An 18981-nucleotide genomic window follows, 5' to 3' on the forward strand; every position below is an offset into this window, starting at 1 on the left:
TATTAAAATTTAAATGTCATACTGGCTGCAATTGTTCTTGGCATTTGCGGAGTCAGTACACCTTGTCCGGCAAAATATTTTTCATCGGCTAAGTTATCAACTTTAACACCCAATCTGTACTGTGGCTTATCATAAAATACAGTTGCAGTGGCCATGATGTACGAAGGCAAAGTAAATATTCCGGTAACCGCAGAATTGGCAGTTAAATGTTTTCCGATGTAGTTGATGCCCGTACCAAGTCCTAACCCTTTTAAATCTCCGCGGGGAATTGCATAACTGATCCAGGAATTGATTAAAGTAGATGGCCCGGCTGATGCTGGTCTGCGGCCTTCAAGTGCAATAGTAGATTTAACCAGTTTGCTGTCATTATAGCTGTATCCGGCAATCACATTCAATCCTTCAAACGGATTGGCAATCAGTTCCAGTTCTATACCCTTACTTTTCTGTGTACCGTTCTGTACAGTAATCATATAGTTTGTACCGCCTACATTTACTTCTTCCGGACGGGTCATGTTCTTTACTTCGATGTCATACACACTCGCCGTAAAACTTAGTTTTCCTTCAAACAGATCCATTTTTGCACCAGCTTCAAACTGGTTAGCCTGTTGCGGTTTGAAGGTTCCTGAAGCATTAGATCCTTTCGGCTGTGTCACCGGCGCTACATAACTAAATCCGTTCATGTAATTCCCGAAAATAGAGATCTTATCTTTCAGCACCTGGTAAACCAATCCAAATTTTGGGGATATAGAAGTTTGGTTATATTGACTGCTGTCCACGAGTTTAGCAGTGGCCTGGTTGTAGTTTCCTTTATTTTCAAAACGATCTACCCTTAGACTTACCATGGCCATCAATTCATCCGTCACATTTAGCACATCTGATGCATAAGCACTGTAAATATTGCTTTTCATGCTGTTTTTGGTAGGTGCCGCGGTGCTTGCAGCTAGCTTTGCCTCTATAGCTGCGCGTGAAATTTTTGTATAGTTAGCATCTGGTGTTAAGCCACTTGTATTGTCAAATACCAGGTATGGCGAATTGTTATTATTTATTGTCTGATTTAAATAGTCCAGCCCAACCACTATTCTATTACGCAGGCCAAGCACTTTAAAATCGCCCATAAAATTCTGCTGTAGATTTGTTGCTGTGTTTACAGAGTTTTGTAGAGAAACATTTCGTTCCAGCATTTCATCTGATGTGGCACCACGGATAAACTGGTATTGGTAAAAGCCATCTGATTTACGTGTATTGCTGGAATAGATGGTTTGCGAGGTCCATTGATCTGATATCTTATAAGTAATTTGTCCCCTTACATTTACAGTTGGGTTCTTCATGACGATGTCATTGGCGGTGAACGAGCGATTCCAGTCGAAGTTCAATTCTTTGGGGGTGGTAGCTATAAATCCACGTACGCGATTTAAGAAAATTGAAGGGGAACTGGTACCTTCTAATTCGTAAAAGCTGGCATTCAAACTCAGTGTCAATTTCTCATTTGCCCTGTATTCAAATGAAGGGGCTGCAATGATTGACTTTCTAAAGCCCGCATCCTGAAAACTATTCTGATTCTGATAAGCTGCATTCATCCGGAATAATAGCTTTTTGCTTTTATTAACCGGGCCGTATACATCTGCAGAAAGACGGTTCAATCCATAACTGCCGGTGGTATAATTCAGCTCACCACCCAGCGTATCTACCGGTTTTTTTGTGACGATATTGATCAGACCGCCAAAGGAAACTACTGCACCACCAAAGAGGGTACCAGAAGGTCCTTTAACCAGTTCTACACGTTCTATATTTACAGGATCAATTTCACCATTGGTTTGAGAAGGTACACCATCCATCAATGCTGCTTCTGTTCTGAAACCGCGCATGCTGTAAAAAGAAGCACCATCAGCATTGATTCCTCTGCTGCCCTGGATTTTGTATACACCCGGAGAGTTTTTAAGTGCCATGCTAAACTCTGTGACCATCTGTTCCGTCAGCAAAGTTTTAGGAATGGTAGTATAGATTTGCGGGTTCTCCAGGTTGCCCAATGGCATTTTCGCTGATGTAGTAGTTCTCTTTACTGCAAACTTATTGGTGCTGCCACCATTGATCACCACTTCTTCCAGCTGCTCATTGTTTTCTACCAAAACAAAATCAACAGAAATCGTTTCTCCTGCAATTACTGTAACCTGCTTTTGCTGAACACCAAGTCCAATAAAACTTGCAATAAGTGTGTATGTTCCAGGTTCAAGGTCTTTAATCAGGTAATTTCCACGGGCATCAACCTGTGCGCTTTTCTTGCCTTTAATACCTATGGTAACAAACTCGGCAGGTTTACCATCACTGGTTTTTACAGTACCTTTAATACTGCCTTTATCGGCAAGAATCCGGGTTATAAATTTTTCTTCCAGACGGCTCTCCCCAGCTGCATAGCTGCTAAAGGCAAGCAACAAAATGGCACCTGTTGAAAGCAGGGAATTCAGAATTTGTCTTGTGTGAGTAAGTTTTTTGTACATGCAAATAAATTTGCGGCAAAGCTAATTAATTACTTGGAATCAATCTAAATAAACGCAATTTATTTTATCAGGAGGTATTAGCTTGATAACTACCGGTTTGAGTTTATTCTGCAAGTTATTAAGTCTTCAGGACGAAATGATATTACATAAAAAAGGAGAGACCTCTTGAACTATTCTCAAGAGATCTCCCATAAAGCCAGTACCAAACCGGCAAATTATTTAGTTAGACAAATCAAATCTGTCGGCATTCATTACTTTATTCCAGACTGCGACAAAGTCGTTCACAAATTTGTCCTGGGCATCGGTACTGCCATAAACTTCAGCGATTGCCCTCAATTCTGAGTTCGAACCGAATACAAGATCCGCACGGGTAGCTGTCCACTTTACCGCTCCGGTGCTGCGATCAGTACCTTCATATAGCTCCTTGTCATCAGATACTGCTTTCCAGGCGGTACTCATGTCGAGCAGATTTACGAAGAAATCGTTGGTCAGCTGCCCGGTACGTGAAGTGAAAATACCGTGTTTAGAACCATCGAAATTTGTATTCAAAACACGCATCCCACCCAGCAAAACAGTCAACTCAGGAGCAGTAAGGTTTAGTAAGTGTGCTTTATCAATCAGCAATTCCTCTGTAGATACAGGGATTTTTGATTTACGGTAATTGCGGAACCCGTCGGCAATAGGTTCCAGGTAACCTACCGACTCCACATCAGTTTGTTCCTGCGAAGCATCTGTACGTCCCGGGGTAAAAGGAACAGTCGTCGATTTTCCTGCATCCTGTGCGGCTTTTTCAATACCTGCGCAACCGGCAAGCACAATCAGATCTGCTATAGAAACTTTTTTGCCTTCTGACTGCGAAGCGTTAAAATCTTTCTGAATACTTTCCAGAATATCCAGCACCTTTTGCAATTGTGTGGAGTTATTTACCTGCCAATATCTTTGAGGAGCAAGGCGGATACGGGCACCGTTGGCGCCTCCGCGCTTGTCTGAACCACGGAAGGTAGAAGCTGAAGCCCATGCGGTAGAAACCAGTTCTGATACTGTAAGTCCTGATGACAATACCTTTGCCTTCAATGCACTGATATCATTCTCGTCTATTAATTTGTGATCCACTGCAGGAACTGGATCTTGCCAGATCAATTCTTCGGAGGGAACATCAGCACCTAAATAGCGGGCACGCGGACCCATGTCACGATGTGTCAATTTAAACCAGGCTCGTGCAAATGCATCAGCAAAGGCATCTGGGTTTTCCAGAAAACGTCTCGATATCTTTTCATAAGCAGGGTCAAATCTTAAAGCAAGATCTGTAGTCAGCATGGTTGGCAAATGTTTTTTTGAATTGTCAAATGCATCTGGAATGATATCTCCTGCATTTTTTGCTACCCATTGGTGTGCTCCGGCCGGACTTTTAGAAAGCTGCCATTCAAATCCAAATAGGTTTTCAAAGAAGTTATTGCTCCATTGTGTGGGTGTTTTCGTCCAGATTACCTCTAGTCCGCTGGTGATCGTGTCTGCACCTTTACCGGAACCGTAACTGTTTTTCCAGCCAAAGCCCTGCATTTCCAGGTCGACAGCCTCAGGCTCTTTGCCTACATGATCTGAAGAGGCCGCTCCATGTGTCTTACCAAAACTGTGTCCGCCTGCGATAAGCGCTACTGTTTCTTCATCGTCCATTGCCATCCTGCCAAAGGTATCGCGAATGTCTTTAGCAGCAGCAATAGGGTCAGGATTGCCATCCGGACCTTCGGGGTTTACATAGATCAGCCCCATTTGAACTGCGGCAAGTGGTTTCTCTAATTTGCGGGAGTGCATGTCACCATCTGCATTATCATCAGACACCAGTACAGCATGTTTGGCTACGCCTTCTGAACCATGTGCATAACGAAGGTCGCCACCCAGCCATTTGGTTTCTGAACCCCAGTATACTGATTCATCCGCTTCCCATACATCTGCACGTCCGCCGGCAAAACCAAAAGTTTTAAAACCCATTGATTCAAGTGCGATATTTCCGGTAAGGATCATCAGATCGGCCCATGAAATCTTGCGTCCATATTTTTGTTTAATGGGCCAAAGCAACCTGCGTGCCTTATCCAGACTCACGTTATCAGGCCAGCTGTTCAGCGGAGCAAAACGCTGCAATCCGGCGCCTGCACCACCACGGCCATCGCCTACACGATAGGTGCCTGCACTGTGCCAGGCCATACGGATAAACAAAGGACCGTAATGCCCGAAATCTGCCGGCCACCAGTCCTGTGAGTCGGTCATCAGTGCATGAAGGTCTCTTTTTACCGCTTCCAGGTCCAGGCTTTTAAAAGCTTCAGCATAATCGAAATCTTCGCCCATAGGATTTGATAATGAGGAATGCTGACGCAGGATGCCTAGTTTTAGCTGGTTTGGCCACCAGTCGTTATTTCTGGTACCGCCACCACCGGTATTGTGTTTCATACTGCCATTGTGAAAAGGGCATTTACTGATATCGTTTGATTCTTTTTCCATATTATAAATACATAAGGTTAAACTTGGCTGTCAGTGCTGTACTAACTTTTATAAATTTAAGGTATTTGAAGAACTAATCACAATCACTTAATTCTATGTTTCCATAGTTATAATCTATTTAGTTTTTCTAAGGATTTATCACAGGATAGTCCACCAAATTAGTTGTATTATCCATTTTTAATGGAACTCAATTGCCGTATTTTATGCTAGATAATAAGGTTGTGTGATAAAGAATAATTTGCCTTTTTTAATAACCAGCCTAAAAAAACCAAATATTGTTGTATGCATCGTAAACTATTTTGTTTATCGCTGGGGTTAGCGGCTATCGTATATGCAATACAGGCATGTAATAGTTCCTCTAAGACCGCTGTTTCCGAAGAGAAATTACCGGACAGCATCAGCTATAATTTTCACGTAAGGCCGATCCTGTCTGATAAGTGTTTCATCTGTCATGGTCCTGATGCCAACAAACGTGAGGCAGATTTGCGGTTAGATATTGCGGAGGAAGCTTATAAAGCATTAAAAGAACATCCTTCAGCCCACGCTATAGTGCCATTTAAGCCAAATGCTTCCGAAGTATTTTTACGTATTTCCTCGCAGGATTCTGCAGTGATGATGCCTCCTAAATCTTCTAACCTGAAACTGACGGCAAATGAGATTTCAATTATCGAAAAATGGATTAAACAGGGGGGTAAATATGAAAAACACTGGGCATTTATTCCACCAAAAAAACCGGAATTACCAAAAGTAGAACATTCAGCCTGGGTTAAAAATGAGATTGATTATTTCATTTTGAATAAGCTGGAACAAAAAGGATTGGAGCCAAACGAAGAGGCGGATAAGGAAAGGTTATTGAAAAGAGCCAGTCTGGACATTACAGGTCTGCCTCCTGATCTTCAAATGATGGACAGGTTTATGGCAGATAAAAGTAGCAATGCCTATGGAAAGATGCTGGAGTCTTTGCTTCAGAGTAAGGCATATGGCGAAAAGATGGCTTTGCACTGGCTGGATGTAGCGCGATATGCAGATTCGCATGGCTATCAGGATGACAATTACCGGTCACAGTGGCCATGGCGCGATTGGGTAATCCACGCTTTTAACGAAAATATGCCTTATAATCAGTTTATTTCCTGGCAACTCGCCGGTGATCTGATGCCAAACGCAACCAAAGAACAGTTGCTGGCAACCGGCTTCAATAGAAATCATAAGATTACTGAAGAGGGAGGAGTGATTGATGAAGAATACAGGGTAGAATATGTGACCGACCGTACCAATACCTTTGGAAAGGCACTAATCGGGGTTACTTTAGAATGTGCACACTGTCACGACCATAAATATGACCCTTTTTCACAGAAAGAATATTACCAGGTTTTTGCCTTCTTTAATAACGTAAAAGAGGTGGGATTGGAATCTTCAGTTGGCGGTCCAGAGACCTATGCCAAGAAGCCTCTGATGGAGATCAGCAATAAAGATGTAAAAGAGATACTCAAATTTGTAAACAAACAGGATACCGGTAAACTGATCGTATCGGTGATGGGGGATGCCGACACGCTTAGAAAAACATATATACTCAACCGTGGGGTCTATGATTCGCATGGTACAGAAGTCGAGGCAGGAACTCCAAAATCAATCCTGTCATTTGCTGATGGTTATCCGAAAAACAGATTGGGATTAACGCAGTGGCTGTTCAATAAACAAAACCCGCTCACCGCCAGGGTTTTCGTAAATCAGGTTTGGCAGGAATTTTTCGGACGGGGTATTGTTAAAACCTCCGGAGATTTTGGAATGCAGGGTGAGCTCCCTTCTCATCCTGAATTGCTGGACTGGCTGGCTGTGGATTTTATGGAACATGGCTGGAACATCAAACGACTGGTTAAACAGATCGTATCGTCTGCTACTTACAGGCAATCGGCTGTCATTAGTAAGGAAAAACTGAAGACGGATCCAGAGAATGTGCTGCTTGCCCGTGCGCCGAGGTACCGTATCCCGGCAGAAATGGTCAGGGATGTGGTAATGGCCAGCAGTGGCCTGCTGGTTAAAACCATAGGCGGTCCAAGCGTAAAACCTTACCAGCCGGCAGGGCTGTGGGAGAGTGCTACCTCAGGGAGGGGCATACTGGCCAGCTACAAGCAGGATCATAAAGAGAGCCTTTACAGACGGGGCATGTACACTTTTATTAAACGTACGGTTCCCCCACCGGCAATGGGCATTTTTGATGCGAGTAATCGTGACCAGTGCGAAGTAAAGCGTTTAAAAACGAATACACCGCTTCAGGCATTGGTGATGATGAATGATCCTTCAGTATTGGAAGCTTCACGCGTTTTGGCGGCCCGTTTACTTGGTGGAAATGGAACAGTGGAAGAAAAGGTAACCAAGGCTTTCAGGCTGATTGTATGCAGAAAGCCGACGGATAAGGAGGTTAAGCTGCTGAGTGCTTACTACAGCGATCAGCAGAAGGTATTTAAAAAAGAGTCGGACGCACTTAAAGTACTCAGCGTGGGTGAATACCCGCTGGCGGCTAACATCAATAAGATCAATATGGCGGCATTGATGGGGACTATTACGATCATTTATAATTTAGAAGAAACCATCACAAAATCTTGAGAAATGGAAAAGGATTTTTTAGAGCACGGTTTAAATTTTAACAGGCGCCGCTTTTTATCAAAGCTAAGCCTCGGGCTCGGAAGTGTTGCATTGGGCTCTCTGTTGATTCCCGACTTGTTTACCGGCGGATCGGGCGATGAGGCCGGACTTCCTCCGGGCATTCCTGATTTTGCACCTAAAGCAAAGCGGGTGATTTACTTGTTTCAGAACGGCGCACCATCACAACTGGAGTCCTTTGATTATAAGCCTAAACTTAGGGAAATGATGGGGCAGGAGCTCCCTCCTTCTATAAGAGCAGGGCAGCGCCTTACAGGAATGACAGCCAATCAGGCTTCTTTTCCTTTAGTCGGATCTTATTACGATTTTAAGCAGTACGGTAATTCACAGGCATGGATCAGCGACCTGTTTCCGCATACAGCTAAAGTGGTGGACGATATTTGTATCATCAAATCAATGTACACTGAAGCCATCAACCATGATCCGGCGCTGACGTTTTTTCAGACTGGTGCGCAACAAGGCAACCGTCCAAGTATGGGCGCCTGGTTGAGCTATGGCCTGGGTAGTGAAAATAAAAACCTGCCGGCCTATACTGTATTGCTTTCCAGGGGAAAGGGGAATGGACAGGGGGTGTATTCCAAACTGTGGACGAATGGATTCCTGGATTCTACACACCAGGGGGTGCAGTTTAGCAGTGGCGAAGACCCGGTACTTTACCTCAAAGATCCTGATGGACTCAACAGATTTGAAAGAAGGAAAATGCTGGATAAACTTGCAGAGATGAATGACATCTCTTATAAGGAATTTGGTGATCCGGAGATCAATGCCAAGATTCAGCAGTATGAAATGGCCTATAGAATGCAAACTGCAGTTCCGGAAATCACAGATCTTTCTAAGGAACCGGACGATATTATAAAATTGTATGGGCCAGATTGTCTTGTTCCGGGGACTTTTGCCGCCAATTGCCTGCTCGCCCGTAAACTGAGCGAGAATGGTGTCCGTTTTGTACAACTGTACCATCAGGGCTGGGACCAGCATGGCGAGTTGCCTAGGGAAATGGCAGGACAGGCAAAGGACGTAGATCAGGCTTCTGCAGCGCTGATCACCGACCTGAAGCAAAGGGGCTTACTGGACGAAACCCTCGTGATTTGGGGAGGTGAGTTTGGGAGAACAAATTATAGTCAGGGTAAAATGACTGTAGACAATTACGGGCGCGACCATCATCCAAGATGTTTTAGCATCTGGATGGCCGGCGGAGGCGTAAAACCAGGGATAGTATATGGAGAATCAGACGAGTTTGGCTATAACATCGTAAAAGACCCTGTGCATGTTCATGATTTTCAGGCAACGGTGTTACACCAGTTGGGCCTCAATCATGAGAAACTGATATTCAAGCATCTTGGACGGCGTTACAGGCTGACCGATGTTTCCGGTAAAGTAGTAAAAGACATTTTAATTTAACATTTCAATAACCAACGCTGCTTCTGGCAGTTAAAAACAAAATATACAGATGAACCGAAGTACATTTTTAAAACATACAGCAATTGTCTCCGCAAGTTTTTTTATCACCAAAGACCTGCTGGCCAAACCCAAAGGTCCTGTTTACGGACATAATAAAATGAAATATACCCTGGATACCAAATGGGGGCAACTTAACCCGGAAAAAAATCCGGTAAATGATTGTCATGAAATGGTACAGGATGCAAAGGGAAGGATTTTATTGCTGACCAATGAAACTAAAAACAATGTGCTGATCTATAATAAATCAGGTAAGCTGCTGGACAGCTGGGGACATGAATTTCCCGGAGCACATGGGCTTACACTTGCCAATGAAAACAACAAACAGTTTCTCTTCATCACAGACACAAACAGGCACCAGGTATACAAAACTACTTTGGACGGGAAGGTCTTAATGACCATCGATTGTCCGATGGAAACCGGCCTGTATAAAAAGAAAGAAGAATTTGTACCTACTGAAGTCGCAGTAGCTGATGACGGAAGCTTTTTCATAGCGGATGGTTACGGACTGCAGTACGTACTTCACTACGATCATAAAGGTAAATTGCTGTCATACTTTGGTGGAAGGGGCACGGAAACGAAACACCTGGACAATGCGCATGGTGTATGCATAGACAGGCGACACGGCAGTCCTACGTTGCTGGTCACCGACCGCACGAGGAACTGCTTCAAGCGATTTGACCTGCAGGGAAATTTAAAAGAGGTAATACAATTGCCGGGAGCATGTGTATGCCGACCTGTGATTCACAAAGACTACTTGTACGCCGCGGTATTGCGCTCTCCGAATCTGGATAAAGAAGGAAGTGGTTTTGCGACGATCTTGGATAAGAACAATAAAGTAGTATCCAATATTGGAGGCACGGCGCCGGTATATCTTGATGGAATACTGCAACCTATGGCACAGGCCGAAAAGATTTTGCTGAATCCGCACGATGTGTGTATAGACGACGATGAAAATCTATATGTTGCGCAATGGGCGTCAGGTAAAGTTTATCCCTATAAATTTACCCGCGTATAATTGAAGTTTATGAAATTTACCCTTAAAGGTTTTGCCGGGAATTTACTTTTTGCTGCAAATGTCTTTATCCTGTTTATGTTGTTATTTGGGAAGGAGATCATCGTTCCCTATTGGCTGCAACCTATAGGAAGACTGCATCCTATGGTATTGCATTTTCCTATTGTGATACTGATGCTGGCCATGTTGCTGGAGTTTTTCCGCTTTAAGGAAAATTATGCAACAGAACGGTTTTACCAGAACTTTGTTTCCTGGTTATTGCTGGTTGGTGCGCTTTTCTCAGCCGTAACGGTAATCATGGGTTTGTTTCTTTCGAAGGAAGAAGGATATACAGGATCTGTATTGCAATGGCACAAGTGGACGGGCGTTAGTATTGTATTTATTGCTTCATTGATCTACTGGTGCCGGGATTTTTCCTGGTACAAACTTGGGGTATCCAGGGTGGGTGCGATTGTGATCGTATCGTGCCTGTTGGCCACCGGTCATTTTGGGGCTACATTGACACACGGAGAAAACTTTGTACTCGGACCTGTAACTTCTGCCGAGGAGACTGTAAAAGTTCCTGTAGAACAAGCCCTGGTTTTTAAGGATGTGGTGATGCCCATATTTACCCAGAAATGCCTGAACTGTCATAATCTGGAAAAGGCAAAAGGAAGCCTGATCATGACGGATTCCGCAGGGCTGTTTAAAGGAGGGAAAAGCGGAAAGCTGTTCGTGCCGGGCAAACCGGAAATTAGTCTGTTGTTGGAACGCATACACTTGCCAGAGGATGAAAAGAAACACATGCCGCCAAAAGGAAAACCGCAGTTAACTGCTGAAGAAGTGGCCATCCTTAAGCTTTGGGTTAAAGGAAATGCTAAGCTGAAAGGTAAAGTAACCGAGCTTGCACAAGGCGATTCTTTAAGAGTGCTCGCCACTGCATTTTTAGCCCCCGAACAATCTGCGGAGGAGAAATTTGATTTCGCCATGGCTGATGAACAGGCTGTCAGCAAATTGAACAACAATTACCGCGTAGTGTATCCAATTGCGAAGGAATCTCCGGCATTAGCCGTAAATATTTATAATAAGGACTTGTATAAACCTGAAATGCTGAAAGAACTGACTTCAGTGAAGCAGCAAATCATTTCTTTAAACCTGAACGGATTGCCGGTAAAAGATGCCGACTTGAAGATCATCGGCCAGTTTACAAACTTGCGTAAACTGAATCTGAATTTTACAGCATTGAATGGAGAAGGGCTGAAAGAGCTTAAACCACTCAAACATTTAAGTGGACTATCTCTTTCGGGTACATCGGTGAACTATGCTGCTGTCAAACAAATTGCAACTATGCCTGAACTTAAACAACTGGCGCTTTGGAATACACAGATAACACCGGCTGAAATAGAACAATTGCAAAAACTAAATGGCAACCTGGAGGTTATAAAAGGTTTTAAAGATGATGGTAAGAGTCCGGCTAAATTAAACCTACCCCGGATAGGCAATGAAAAATCTGTTTTTAGTAAATCTATAAATCTGGATATCAAACATGCAATTAATGGAGTCCAGATCAGGTATACTACAGATGGTTCTGAACCCGACAGTATTAAATCTTTGCTTTATAAAAAAGGGGTAGTCATCACACAAAATACTACAATAAAAGCAAAAGCTTATAAGAAGGGCTGGTTTGGTAGTGATGCTGTCAGCTTTACTTTTTACAGAAGTACTTTTAAGCCTGATAGCATTGTCTTTTTAACCTCGGCCAACGAGAAGTACAGGGCAAGTGGCCCGGAAGCATTGACCGACAGTCAAATGGGAACTTATGACATCAATGCAGGAAGCTGGATTGGTTTCCGTGAGCACAATATGGAGGCATTAATGTTTTTTAACCAGCCTGTAAATATTAGCGCAGTAAGCTTAAACGTCATGCAGCAATTGCCGGTTTATGTACTTCCTCCGGAAGAAGTTGAAATTTGGGGAGGCCCTGATAAAAACAAGTTGGTATTATTGGGTAAAACGAGAAGCAGACCGCCACTGCCTGCGGATGAGAAAGCCCTGCTGAATGTAGAAACAAAGTTTAGTCCGCAAAAGATTAGCTGCTTAAAGATTGTCGCCAAAAACCTGAAGAAACTACCGAAATGGCATCCGGGTAAGGGTGAGCCTGCATGGATTTTTATTGATGAGGTGTTTTTGAATTAAGTACTGGGATTCACTTTAGTTAAAGTTCAGTGATTCTGAAGTTTCTAAAGTGAATCTCTGCTCCTTCAGATTCCAGGCATAGATAACCTTTTTTTACGCTAGACTTACTGATGCCATTTACAAATTTTCCATTTACTGATAACTTGATGGTTCCATCCACACAAATCACCTCATAATAGTTCCATTCCCCTTTTCCCTTGCATCGGTTTTCTACCGATTTACTTCTTTCGCCTCTGGGGTTGTCCGGAATAGTGGTTACCCCTCCAACTCCGAAAAGTTCTCCGTGGACATAGGCTATAGGAGGTGTTACACCATTGGTAATATTTTGGTTTACCCAATCCAGCTCGAGCATCTGCACTTCTACGCCGCCTGGCAGACGGTTTTTCTCTCCTGGTTTGGCATCACTCCATACAAAGACCCCAGAATTGCCGCCGGCTTCCATATGTTTCCACTCGACCTGTAAGATGAAATTCTCATACATTTTTTCTGAGCGCATCACGCCAATCGGCTTACCTGAACAGATCAATAGATCTTTGCTTCTTTTCCAGGTATCCGGATCTGTATTTACATTGATCCAGTTAATGGCCTTACCCTTCGATTTTTGAGAAATTTCATTCAGCGTCCTTTCTGTTCCAAATTGAAGGGGTTTAACCTGCCCCCGGGCGGTCGAAATGTAAACAGATATGGCCAGACAAGCCATACCAATCTTTAGCGCTTTTTTCATAAGATCAACCCGCATTTCCAGGGTAAGCTTTAAATAGATCCAGTAAATGACTTTTCTGCTGTTCAAATTTTGCATCGTCGAATAGATTGACACGTTCTGAAGGATCCCATGATACATTGAAAAGTTCATAGAGGGATTCTTTATCTTTTTTAGTTACCCGTAGCTTCCAGTCCCCGTCTTTAACACCCTCCAAAACATAGTTATAATAATATATAGGTTTGTGCGGTTTACGATAGTCGTTATTGGTCAGCCAGCCCGTCATGGATTCCCCATCCAGCACCCTGTCAGGTAAGCTGGTCTTTGTCCAGTCTGCAAGCGTAGGCAAGATGTCTATATTGGCCAGAGGCGATGTAATTACTTTGTTTTTTAAGGTGTGGCCTTTCCAGTAAATGATGAACGGGACGCGGTGCCCACCTTCGTATGAAACAGCTTTTGAACCCCTGAATATCCCTGCTGATCCCACATGATAAGGTCTTGTAAAGCCATCTTCATACATGCGTTTTGGCGCATTGGTCCAGGGACCATTATCACTGGTAAATATAAATATGGTGTTATTTTCTTCGCCGGCTTTAACAACGGCTTCCCATACTTTAGCCAATCCTTTATCCAGGTCTTCAATCACGTCTCCCAGTTCGCCCCCCGCAGAGGTAGTGCTTCTACTCTTTTTTGCAGCAAAAGCTATAGGCAAATGCGGCATGTTGTGTGCAAGATATAGGAAAAATGGTTGTTTTGCTTTAGCTGATTTTTTGATGAACTCAATGGATTCATGCGTATAGTTTGTATTTAAAATACTGTCATTTGGCTGATAAATTTCAGGTTTGGTATTTCTGAAGATCTTAATTACCGTATCTGTTTTGACATAGGGGAACCTATAGTCATGACTATACAACATGCCGTAAAAAGAATCAAAACCCTGTTTATTTGGCAAGCCGGTTCCGTAATCACCGATGTGCCATTTGCCCACACAGGCAGTTGAATAGCCATTGGTTTTAAGCATCTCAGCAATGGTTACCTCTTCATTGGGAATTGCTGTTTTATCGCCGGGACTGAGTACATAATTTAAATTAGAGCGACTGCAGTACCTGCCTGTCAGTAAGGACACTCTTGAGGGGGAGCAGGTAGGAGAGGTAGTCACGAAATTTGTTCCCATAACCCCTGCATGTGCCATTCTATCTAAAAATTCAGTTCTGATCAGCGGATTGCCAAAACAGGAAATGTCGCTATAGCCCATGTCATCTGTCAATACCAGGATGATGTTTGGTTTTTTCTGGGCATAACTAAAGCTGGAACAAATTAGAGATAAGAGCAGAAGAACTGAAGTCTTTTTTATTAGGTTCATTTAGTCACTGAATTTGAGATATTGATGTATATGGTTTACAGTTACTAAAAGTATAAATTATTTGGATGATTTTTTACGACACTGTTGGTTTACACGCAGAAAATGGATTATGCACCGTCTATCAGTCTGAAAAGTATTATTTAGAATAATTCAAAATAATTTGTTGGTATCAGAATTAATACATTCTTTTGCATCAAATTAGAATTAATCTAAATAACAGATGAAAAGAACTCTACAAACTCAATTATTAATGCTGCTCTGCTTATTGACAAGTACTTTTGCTTATGCTCAGCAAAATGGGACTATCAAAGGGAAAGTATTAACTTCGGATGGCAATCCTGCCGCTTTTATCTCCATCGTATTATCCGGTACCAATCAGGGAGCGATAACCAATAACAAAGGGGAATATAAAATCAATAATGTAAAACAGGGCAGTTATACCCTCAGAGCCACAGCAGTAGGCGCTTCTCAGCAAGAGGAATCTGTCACTGTAAAAACAGGTGAAACTGTAACAGCCAATTTCAGCATCAGTTACAATTCCGCAGAACTTGATGTGGTAAATATCAGGGCAGGACATACCAATAAGTTTGTGGTGAAGAAAACAGATGCTTCAGCAAAAATGCCGCTCGGTCATTTGGAAAACCCACAGAATATATCTGTCATTTCCGGGAACCTGCTCGCAGAACAGCAGATATTTAAAGTAGATGATGCTTTGAAAAATGCGCCTGGAATTCAAAAAATGTGGGAAGCAGTAGGAAGAGCGGGAATAGGAGGAGCTATCTACAATTTAAGAGGATTCGTTACCAATGTAAAGGCACGTAATGGCATTTCCGGAAATGTAGCCTCCACTATTGACGCTGCAAATATAGAGCGTATTGAAGTTCTTAAAGGCCCTTCTGGGACACTATTTGGCAATGCGATTACTTCTTATGGTGGTTTGATCAACAGGGTAATGAAAACTCCTTATGACAGTGTTGGCGGCCGCGTAGATTACAGTGCTGGAAGTTACGGCCTAAACCGTCTGTCGGCGGATGTAAATACACCTCTAAATGCCGATAAAACTGTTTTGCTGAGAATCAATACTGCTTACACTACACAAAGTTCTTTCCGTGATGCAGGGTTTAGTAAAACTTTTGTTTTCGCACCAAGTATAAGTTACAGAGCCAGTGATAAACTGACCTTAAATGTCGACGCAGAGATTTTGGCCGGGAAAGCAAATGATTTCATGGGTGTGTTTTTCTATGGGAATACGGTAGCAAATCTGGGTACGGACAGGATTGATAAAATCAATATCGATTACAAAAAGGCATTCATCAGCAATAGCTTATACAATACCTCACAAAACGTGAATGTATATGGCGGAATGAATTACCAAATCAATGATGAATGGAAATTACAGACAAATGTTTCTGTAAGCAATAGCTTCTCGGATGGCAGAACACCTTATTTCTATTTGTTGCCAAATGCGGCATTGGGCATCGCTACTCCGGGAGCGAATAACCTGGCGAGAATGGTTTGGTCTCCGAATGGAAGTGATAATGCGATAGAAGTCCAGCCTTTGCTACAGGGTGATTTCAAAATTGGCTCGATGAGGAACAGGCTGACCGTAGGTCTTGATTATTTCAAATATAAGAGTAACATCTCCTATGAGCGTTTTGTAAACAACTTTGGGGCTACACCAACAACTGACTTCTTTGACATTGTTCCTGCTTTTGGTCCTGCACCTGGTTATAATAACTTTACGGAAGACAAGGTGTCGACACTTTATGGCACCAAGCCATCTTCACCTTATGAGCCTAAGTCCAACACAAATACTTACAGCGCTTTTGTATTTGATGCATTGAATATTACAGATGAATTGATTGCCCTGGCTGGTGTGAGAATAGATCGTTTCTTTAACAAAGGTATCTACAGTGCGATCACGAATACCACGAGTCCGGGTTATGCGCAGACTGCTTATTCCCCTAAATTTGGTTTGGTATACCAGATCGTAAAAGACCAGGTATCATTATTTGGAAACTATCAGAATGGCTTTACCAATAAAACGGGAGTAGATTTTGAAGGGAAGACTTTTAAACCGGAACAAGCTAATCAAATTGAAGGTGGTGTAAAACTGGATGCTTTCAGCGGCAAGCTGGCGGCTACCCTAAGCTATTATGACATTACTGTTAAGGACATTGTCCGTCCATATGGTGCGGCAAATATGAGCATCCAGGATGGTACTCAGGTAAGCAAAGGTTTTGAAGCTGAATTGATGGCTAACCCCGTTAATGGATTGAATATCATATTTGGATATGCTTACAATGAAAGTAAATATGAAAAAATAGATGCTGATGGAACAAGTGGTGGTTTAAATGGCTTGAGACCAACTACAGCAGGACCTGTACATGCCGCTAATTTATACCTGAGCTACCGTGTTCCCTTTGGATTGGTTGAAGGATTAGGTATTAGCGTTGGGGGAAATTACGCCGGTAAAAACTACCTGATCAATTCAGTCGCTGCTGGAAAAATTTATGCACCTGCTTATACCGTAGTCAATTCATCGCTCTTCTATGATGTGAATAAATTCAGGATTACGTTCTCAGCGAATAATATCGGAAATGAAAAATACTGGACAGGTTATTCTACGTTCAACTCACAAATGCCACGCAACTTTATTATAGGCGCAGGTTTCAAATTTTAATCATAGAAAACATGAATCTTCAATTTAGAATTGCTTTTATCTGGTTCAGCATGCTGCGGGTCTTGCTTACCATATACCTAAGTAGTAAAGGATATCGATTATTCCTGTTCATGTGGGCTATCATCCTGCTTTTGCTAAATCTGGTGCATGTAGGAGAAACTATTTATAAGGAAGCCAGTGATCTCTCACAAGTTGGTTTGCTTAGTTTCGTTGCGGTCGCCAATATACTTTTGGTGTTGGATATCAGGAAGTGGAGATCAATTGAAGTCTAATTAACTCGTCTAAATAAACACTCCGGCATCAGGGCATTTTGTCCTGATGCTTTTTTCATTAAATACATATGTCACTAAAATTGAAAAGAGCCTGGAAGTGGGCGAAACATCAGAAGCGCTGGTTTGGCAAATGGCACACCTACCTGGGCATTATAGCTGGCGCTATTCTGGCTTTTGTTGGCGTAACCGGAAGCATCCTGGTTTTTCAGGACGAGATAGACAGAGCGCTAAATAAAGAGCTGTTTGAGGTGATGGCGCAGCAGAAGAAACTTTCTTTTGATGAGCTTGTTCCCCTGGTTAAGAAAAACTATCCCAGACTAAAATTTGACTATATGATGGCCGGTAAAGGGGATAGCCCTGCTGAAGCCTATAGTATTTTCAATTTTAAAACGGAAGAGCAGTATTTTATCAATCCCTATAATGGCAAGCTGAGCGGAAAAAGAATCATCTCCAGTTCATTTATCCGTGTGGTGATGGACCTGCACCGAACTTTGCTGATCCCTGCGGCTGGCCGCTACATTGTAGGATTTGCCTCATTATGTTTGATGATCCTGACCATTTCGGGTGTGCGCCTTTGGTTGCCTAAGAAATGGAAACAGCTAAAATCTGTACTTACCGTAAAGTTTAATGGCAAATTCAAAAGACAGAACTATGATTGGCACAATGTGCTGGGATTTTATTCCTCCCCTGTAGTTTTTATGCTAAGCCTTACGGGCTTCTGTATCACCTTCTCAACGCTGGTCATCCCGCTATTATTTGTCTTTAGCGGCAAAAATCCTGCTGGTCTGCAGCAGGTATTTGGCGCTAAATCGGCTTACCAGAAAAATGTGGTACAAATGCCCATGAAAGAAATTATAGAAAGGGTAAGTCAACAGATGCCTGACGCACGAATCGGAGGATTGGCACTTCCTGCAGATAAATTTGGTGTATACCGCTTTGATATGGTTTCAGGAAATCTCCCCAGGGAAGGTAAGCGTGAGATGATTTCAGTAGATCAATATACAGGTAAGATCCTGTTGAACAGCCGCAGAGATTTTCCTAACGTAGGAGATGCCTACCTGAGCTGGCTTACGCCAATCCATTATGGCAGCTTTGGGGGCTTACCCACACAAATTTTAGCCCTGATTGGCGGGTTAATCCCTCTCTTTTTGTTCATAACAGGTTTTATCATCTGGTGGCCACGTTTTAAAAAGCAACGAGAGAAGAACGCTAAACCAAAGGAAGGTTTAACGAATGTACCTAAGAAAGAAAAAGAGGTGAAAGAAAAGATTCGTCTTTGGGCATACTTTAAGACGAATCTGACAAGCGGATTTAAATATGCGGCGATTGTATGGCCGCTTACTGCAGTTGCAGGGGGAATTTACGGACTTATTTCTGGCATTGTGATCCAGCCAGCTGTTTTTGCAATTGCTTTTACCTGCGTTTTGGTTAGCCTCAATTTTGTTTGTGCGCTACTTGCAGAAATTTTTAACCTGCTGTTCCTGCTGCCGTTTAAAAAGGGAAGTTTGAAAATAACCCGTTATTTCTCCCTTTCCCTCTCATTTTTTGTGGTATTTATCATTGGATATATCCTGGTGCTGAATACCGGTTTAAAGGTTTTTTAGGATACGTTCACCATCGTTCTGCTAAAGCGATCGTCATCCTGAGTTTATTTCAGGATGAC

At 42.7% G+C, this 18981-nt stretch carries 11 protein-coding genes; 7 read left to right on the forward strand and 4 right to left on the reverse strand.

The annotated features are described in order from the left end of the window. Positions 1–2 precede the first annotated feature (2 nt). A complete protein-coding gene (locus R2Q78_RS11975) occupies positions 3–2495 on the reverse strand; it encodes a TonB-dependent receptor (protein WP_316792155.1) in 2493 nt (830 codons plus the stop codon). A gap of 219 nt (positions 2496–2714) precedes the next feature. Continuing rightward, positions 2715–4991: a catalase/peroxidase HPI gene (gene katG, locus R2Q78_RS11980; protein WP_316792157.1), complete on the reverse strand. Its 2277-nt coding sequence runs from the start codon at positions 4989–4991 to the stop codon at positions 2715–2717. A 282-nt stretch (positions 4992–5273) separates the two neighbouring features. Between katG and R2Q78_RS11985 the strand changes: the two genes are divergently transcribed. The 4 genes from R2Q78_RS11985 to R2Q78_RS12000 are packed head-to-tail and all read left to right on the forward strand — an operon-like array spanning position 5274 to position 12300. Then, entirely contained in the window at positions 5274–7595 is a 2322-nt protein-coding gene (locus R2Q78_RS11985) for a PSD1 and planctomycete cytochrome C domain-containing protein (RefSeq protein WP_316792160.1), read from the forward strand. Positions 7596–7598: 3 nt separating this feature from the next. Continuing rightward, entirely contained in the window at positions 7599–9053 is a 1455-nt protein-coding gene (locus tag R2Q78_RS11990; RefSeq protein WP_316792162.1) for a DUF1501 domain-containing protein, read from the forward strand. Between the two features lie 49 nt (positions 9054–9102). Next, the gene (locus R2Q78_RS11995; protein WP_316792164.1) at positions 9103–10128 is read left to right on the forward strand and encodes a hypothetical protein; all 1026 of its coding nucleotides are present in this window, start codon (positions 9103–9105) and stop codon (positions 10126–10128) included. Between the two features lie 9 nt (positions 10129–10137). After that, the gene (locus tag R2Q78_RS12000; protein WP_316792166.1) at positions 10138–12300 is read left to right on the forward strand and encodes an FN3 associated domain-containing protein; all 2163 of its coding nucleotides are present in this window, start codon (positions 10138–10140) and stop codon (positions 12298–12300) included. A 19-nt stretch (positions 12301–12319) separates the two neighbouring features. On the opposite strand, the gene R2Q78_RS12005 is transcribed toward R2Q78_RS12000, so the two are convergent. Further along, on the reverse strand, positions 12320–13024 hold the full coding sequence (locus R2Q78_RS12005; RefSeq protein WP_316792168.1) for a DUF1080 domain-containing protein: 705 nt from the start codon (positions 13022–13024) through the stop codon (positions 12320–12322). Between the two features lie 4 nt (positions 13025–13028). Further along, complete coding sequence (locus R2Q78_RS12010) at positions 13029–14363, reverse strand: sulfatase-like hydrolase/transferase (protein WP_316792170.1); 1335 nt, start codon at positions 14361–14363, stop codon at positions 13029–13031. Between the two features lie 220 nt (positions 14364–14583). Between R2Q78_RS12010 and R2Q78_RS12015 the strand changes: the two genes are divergently transcribed. From R2Q78_RS12015 to R2Q78_RS12025, 3 genes are all read left to right on the forward strand, one after another. After that, positions 14584–17046: a TonB-dependent receptor gene (locus tag R2Q78_RS12015; protein WP_316792172.1), complete on the forward strand. Its 2463-nt coding sequence runs from the start codon at positions 14584–14586 to the stop codon at positions 17044–17046. A gap of 11 nt (positions 17047–17057) precedes the next feature. After that, positions 17058–17318 (forward strand): hypothetical protein, encoded by a 261-nt coding sequence (locus tag R2Q78_RS12020; protein WP_316792174.1) that lies wholly within the window; start codon positions 17058–17060, stop codon positions 17316–17318. Between the two features lie 68 nt (positions 17319–17386). Further along, positions 17387–18922, forward strand: a complete 1536-nt coding sequence (locus R2Q78_RS12025) for a PepSY-associated TM helix domain-containing protein (RefSeq protein WP_316792175.1) — start codon at positions 17387–17389, stop codon at positions 18920–18922. Positions 18923–18981 lie beyond the last annotated feature (59 nt).

Source organism: Pedobacter frigoris, assembly GCF_032678645.1.
Taxonomy (GTDB): Bacteria; Bacteroidota; Bacteroidia; order Sphingobacteriales; family Sphingobacteriaceae; genus Pedobacter; species Pedobacter frigoris_A.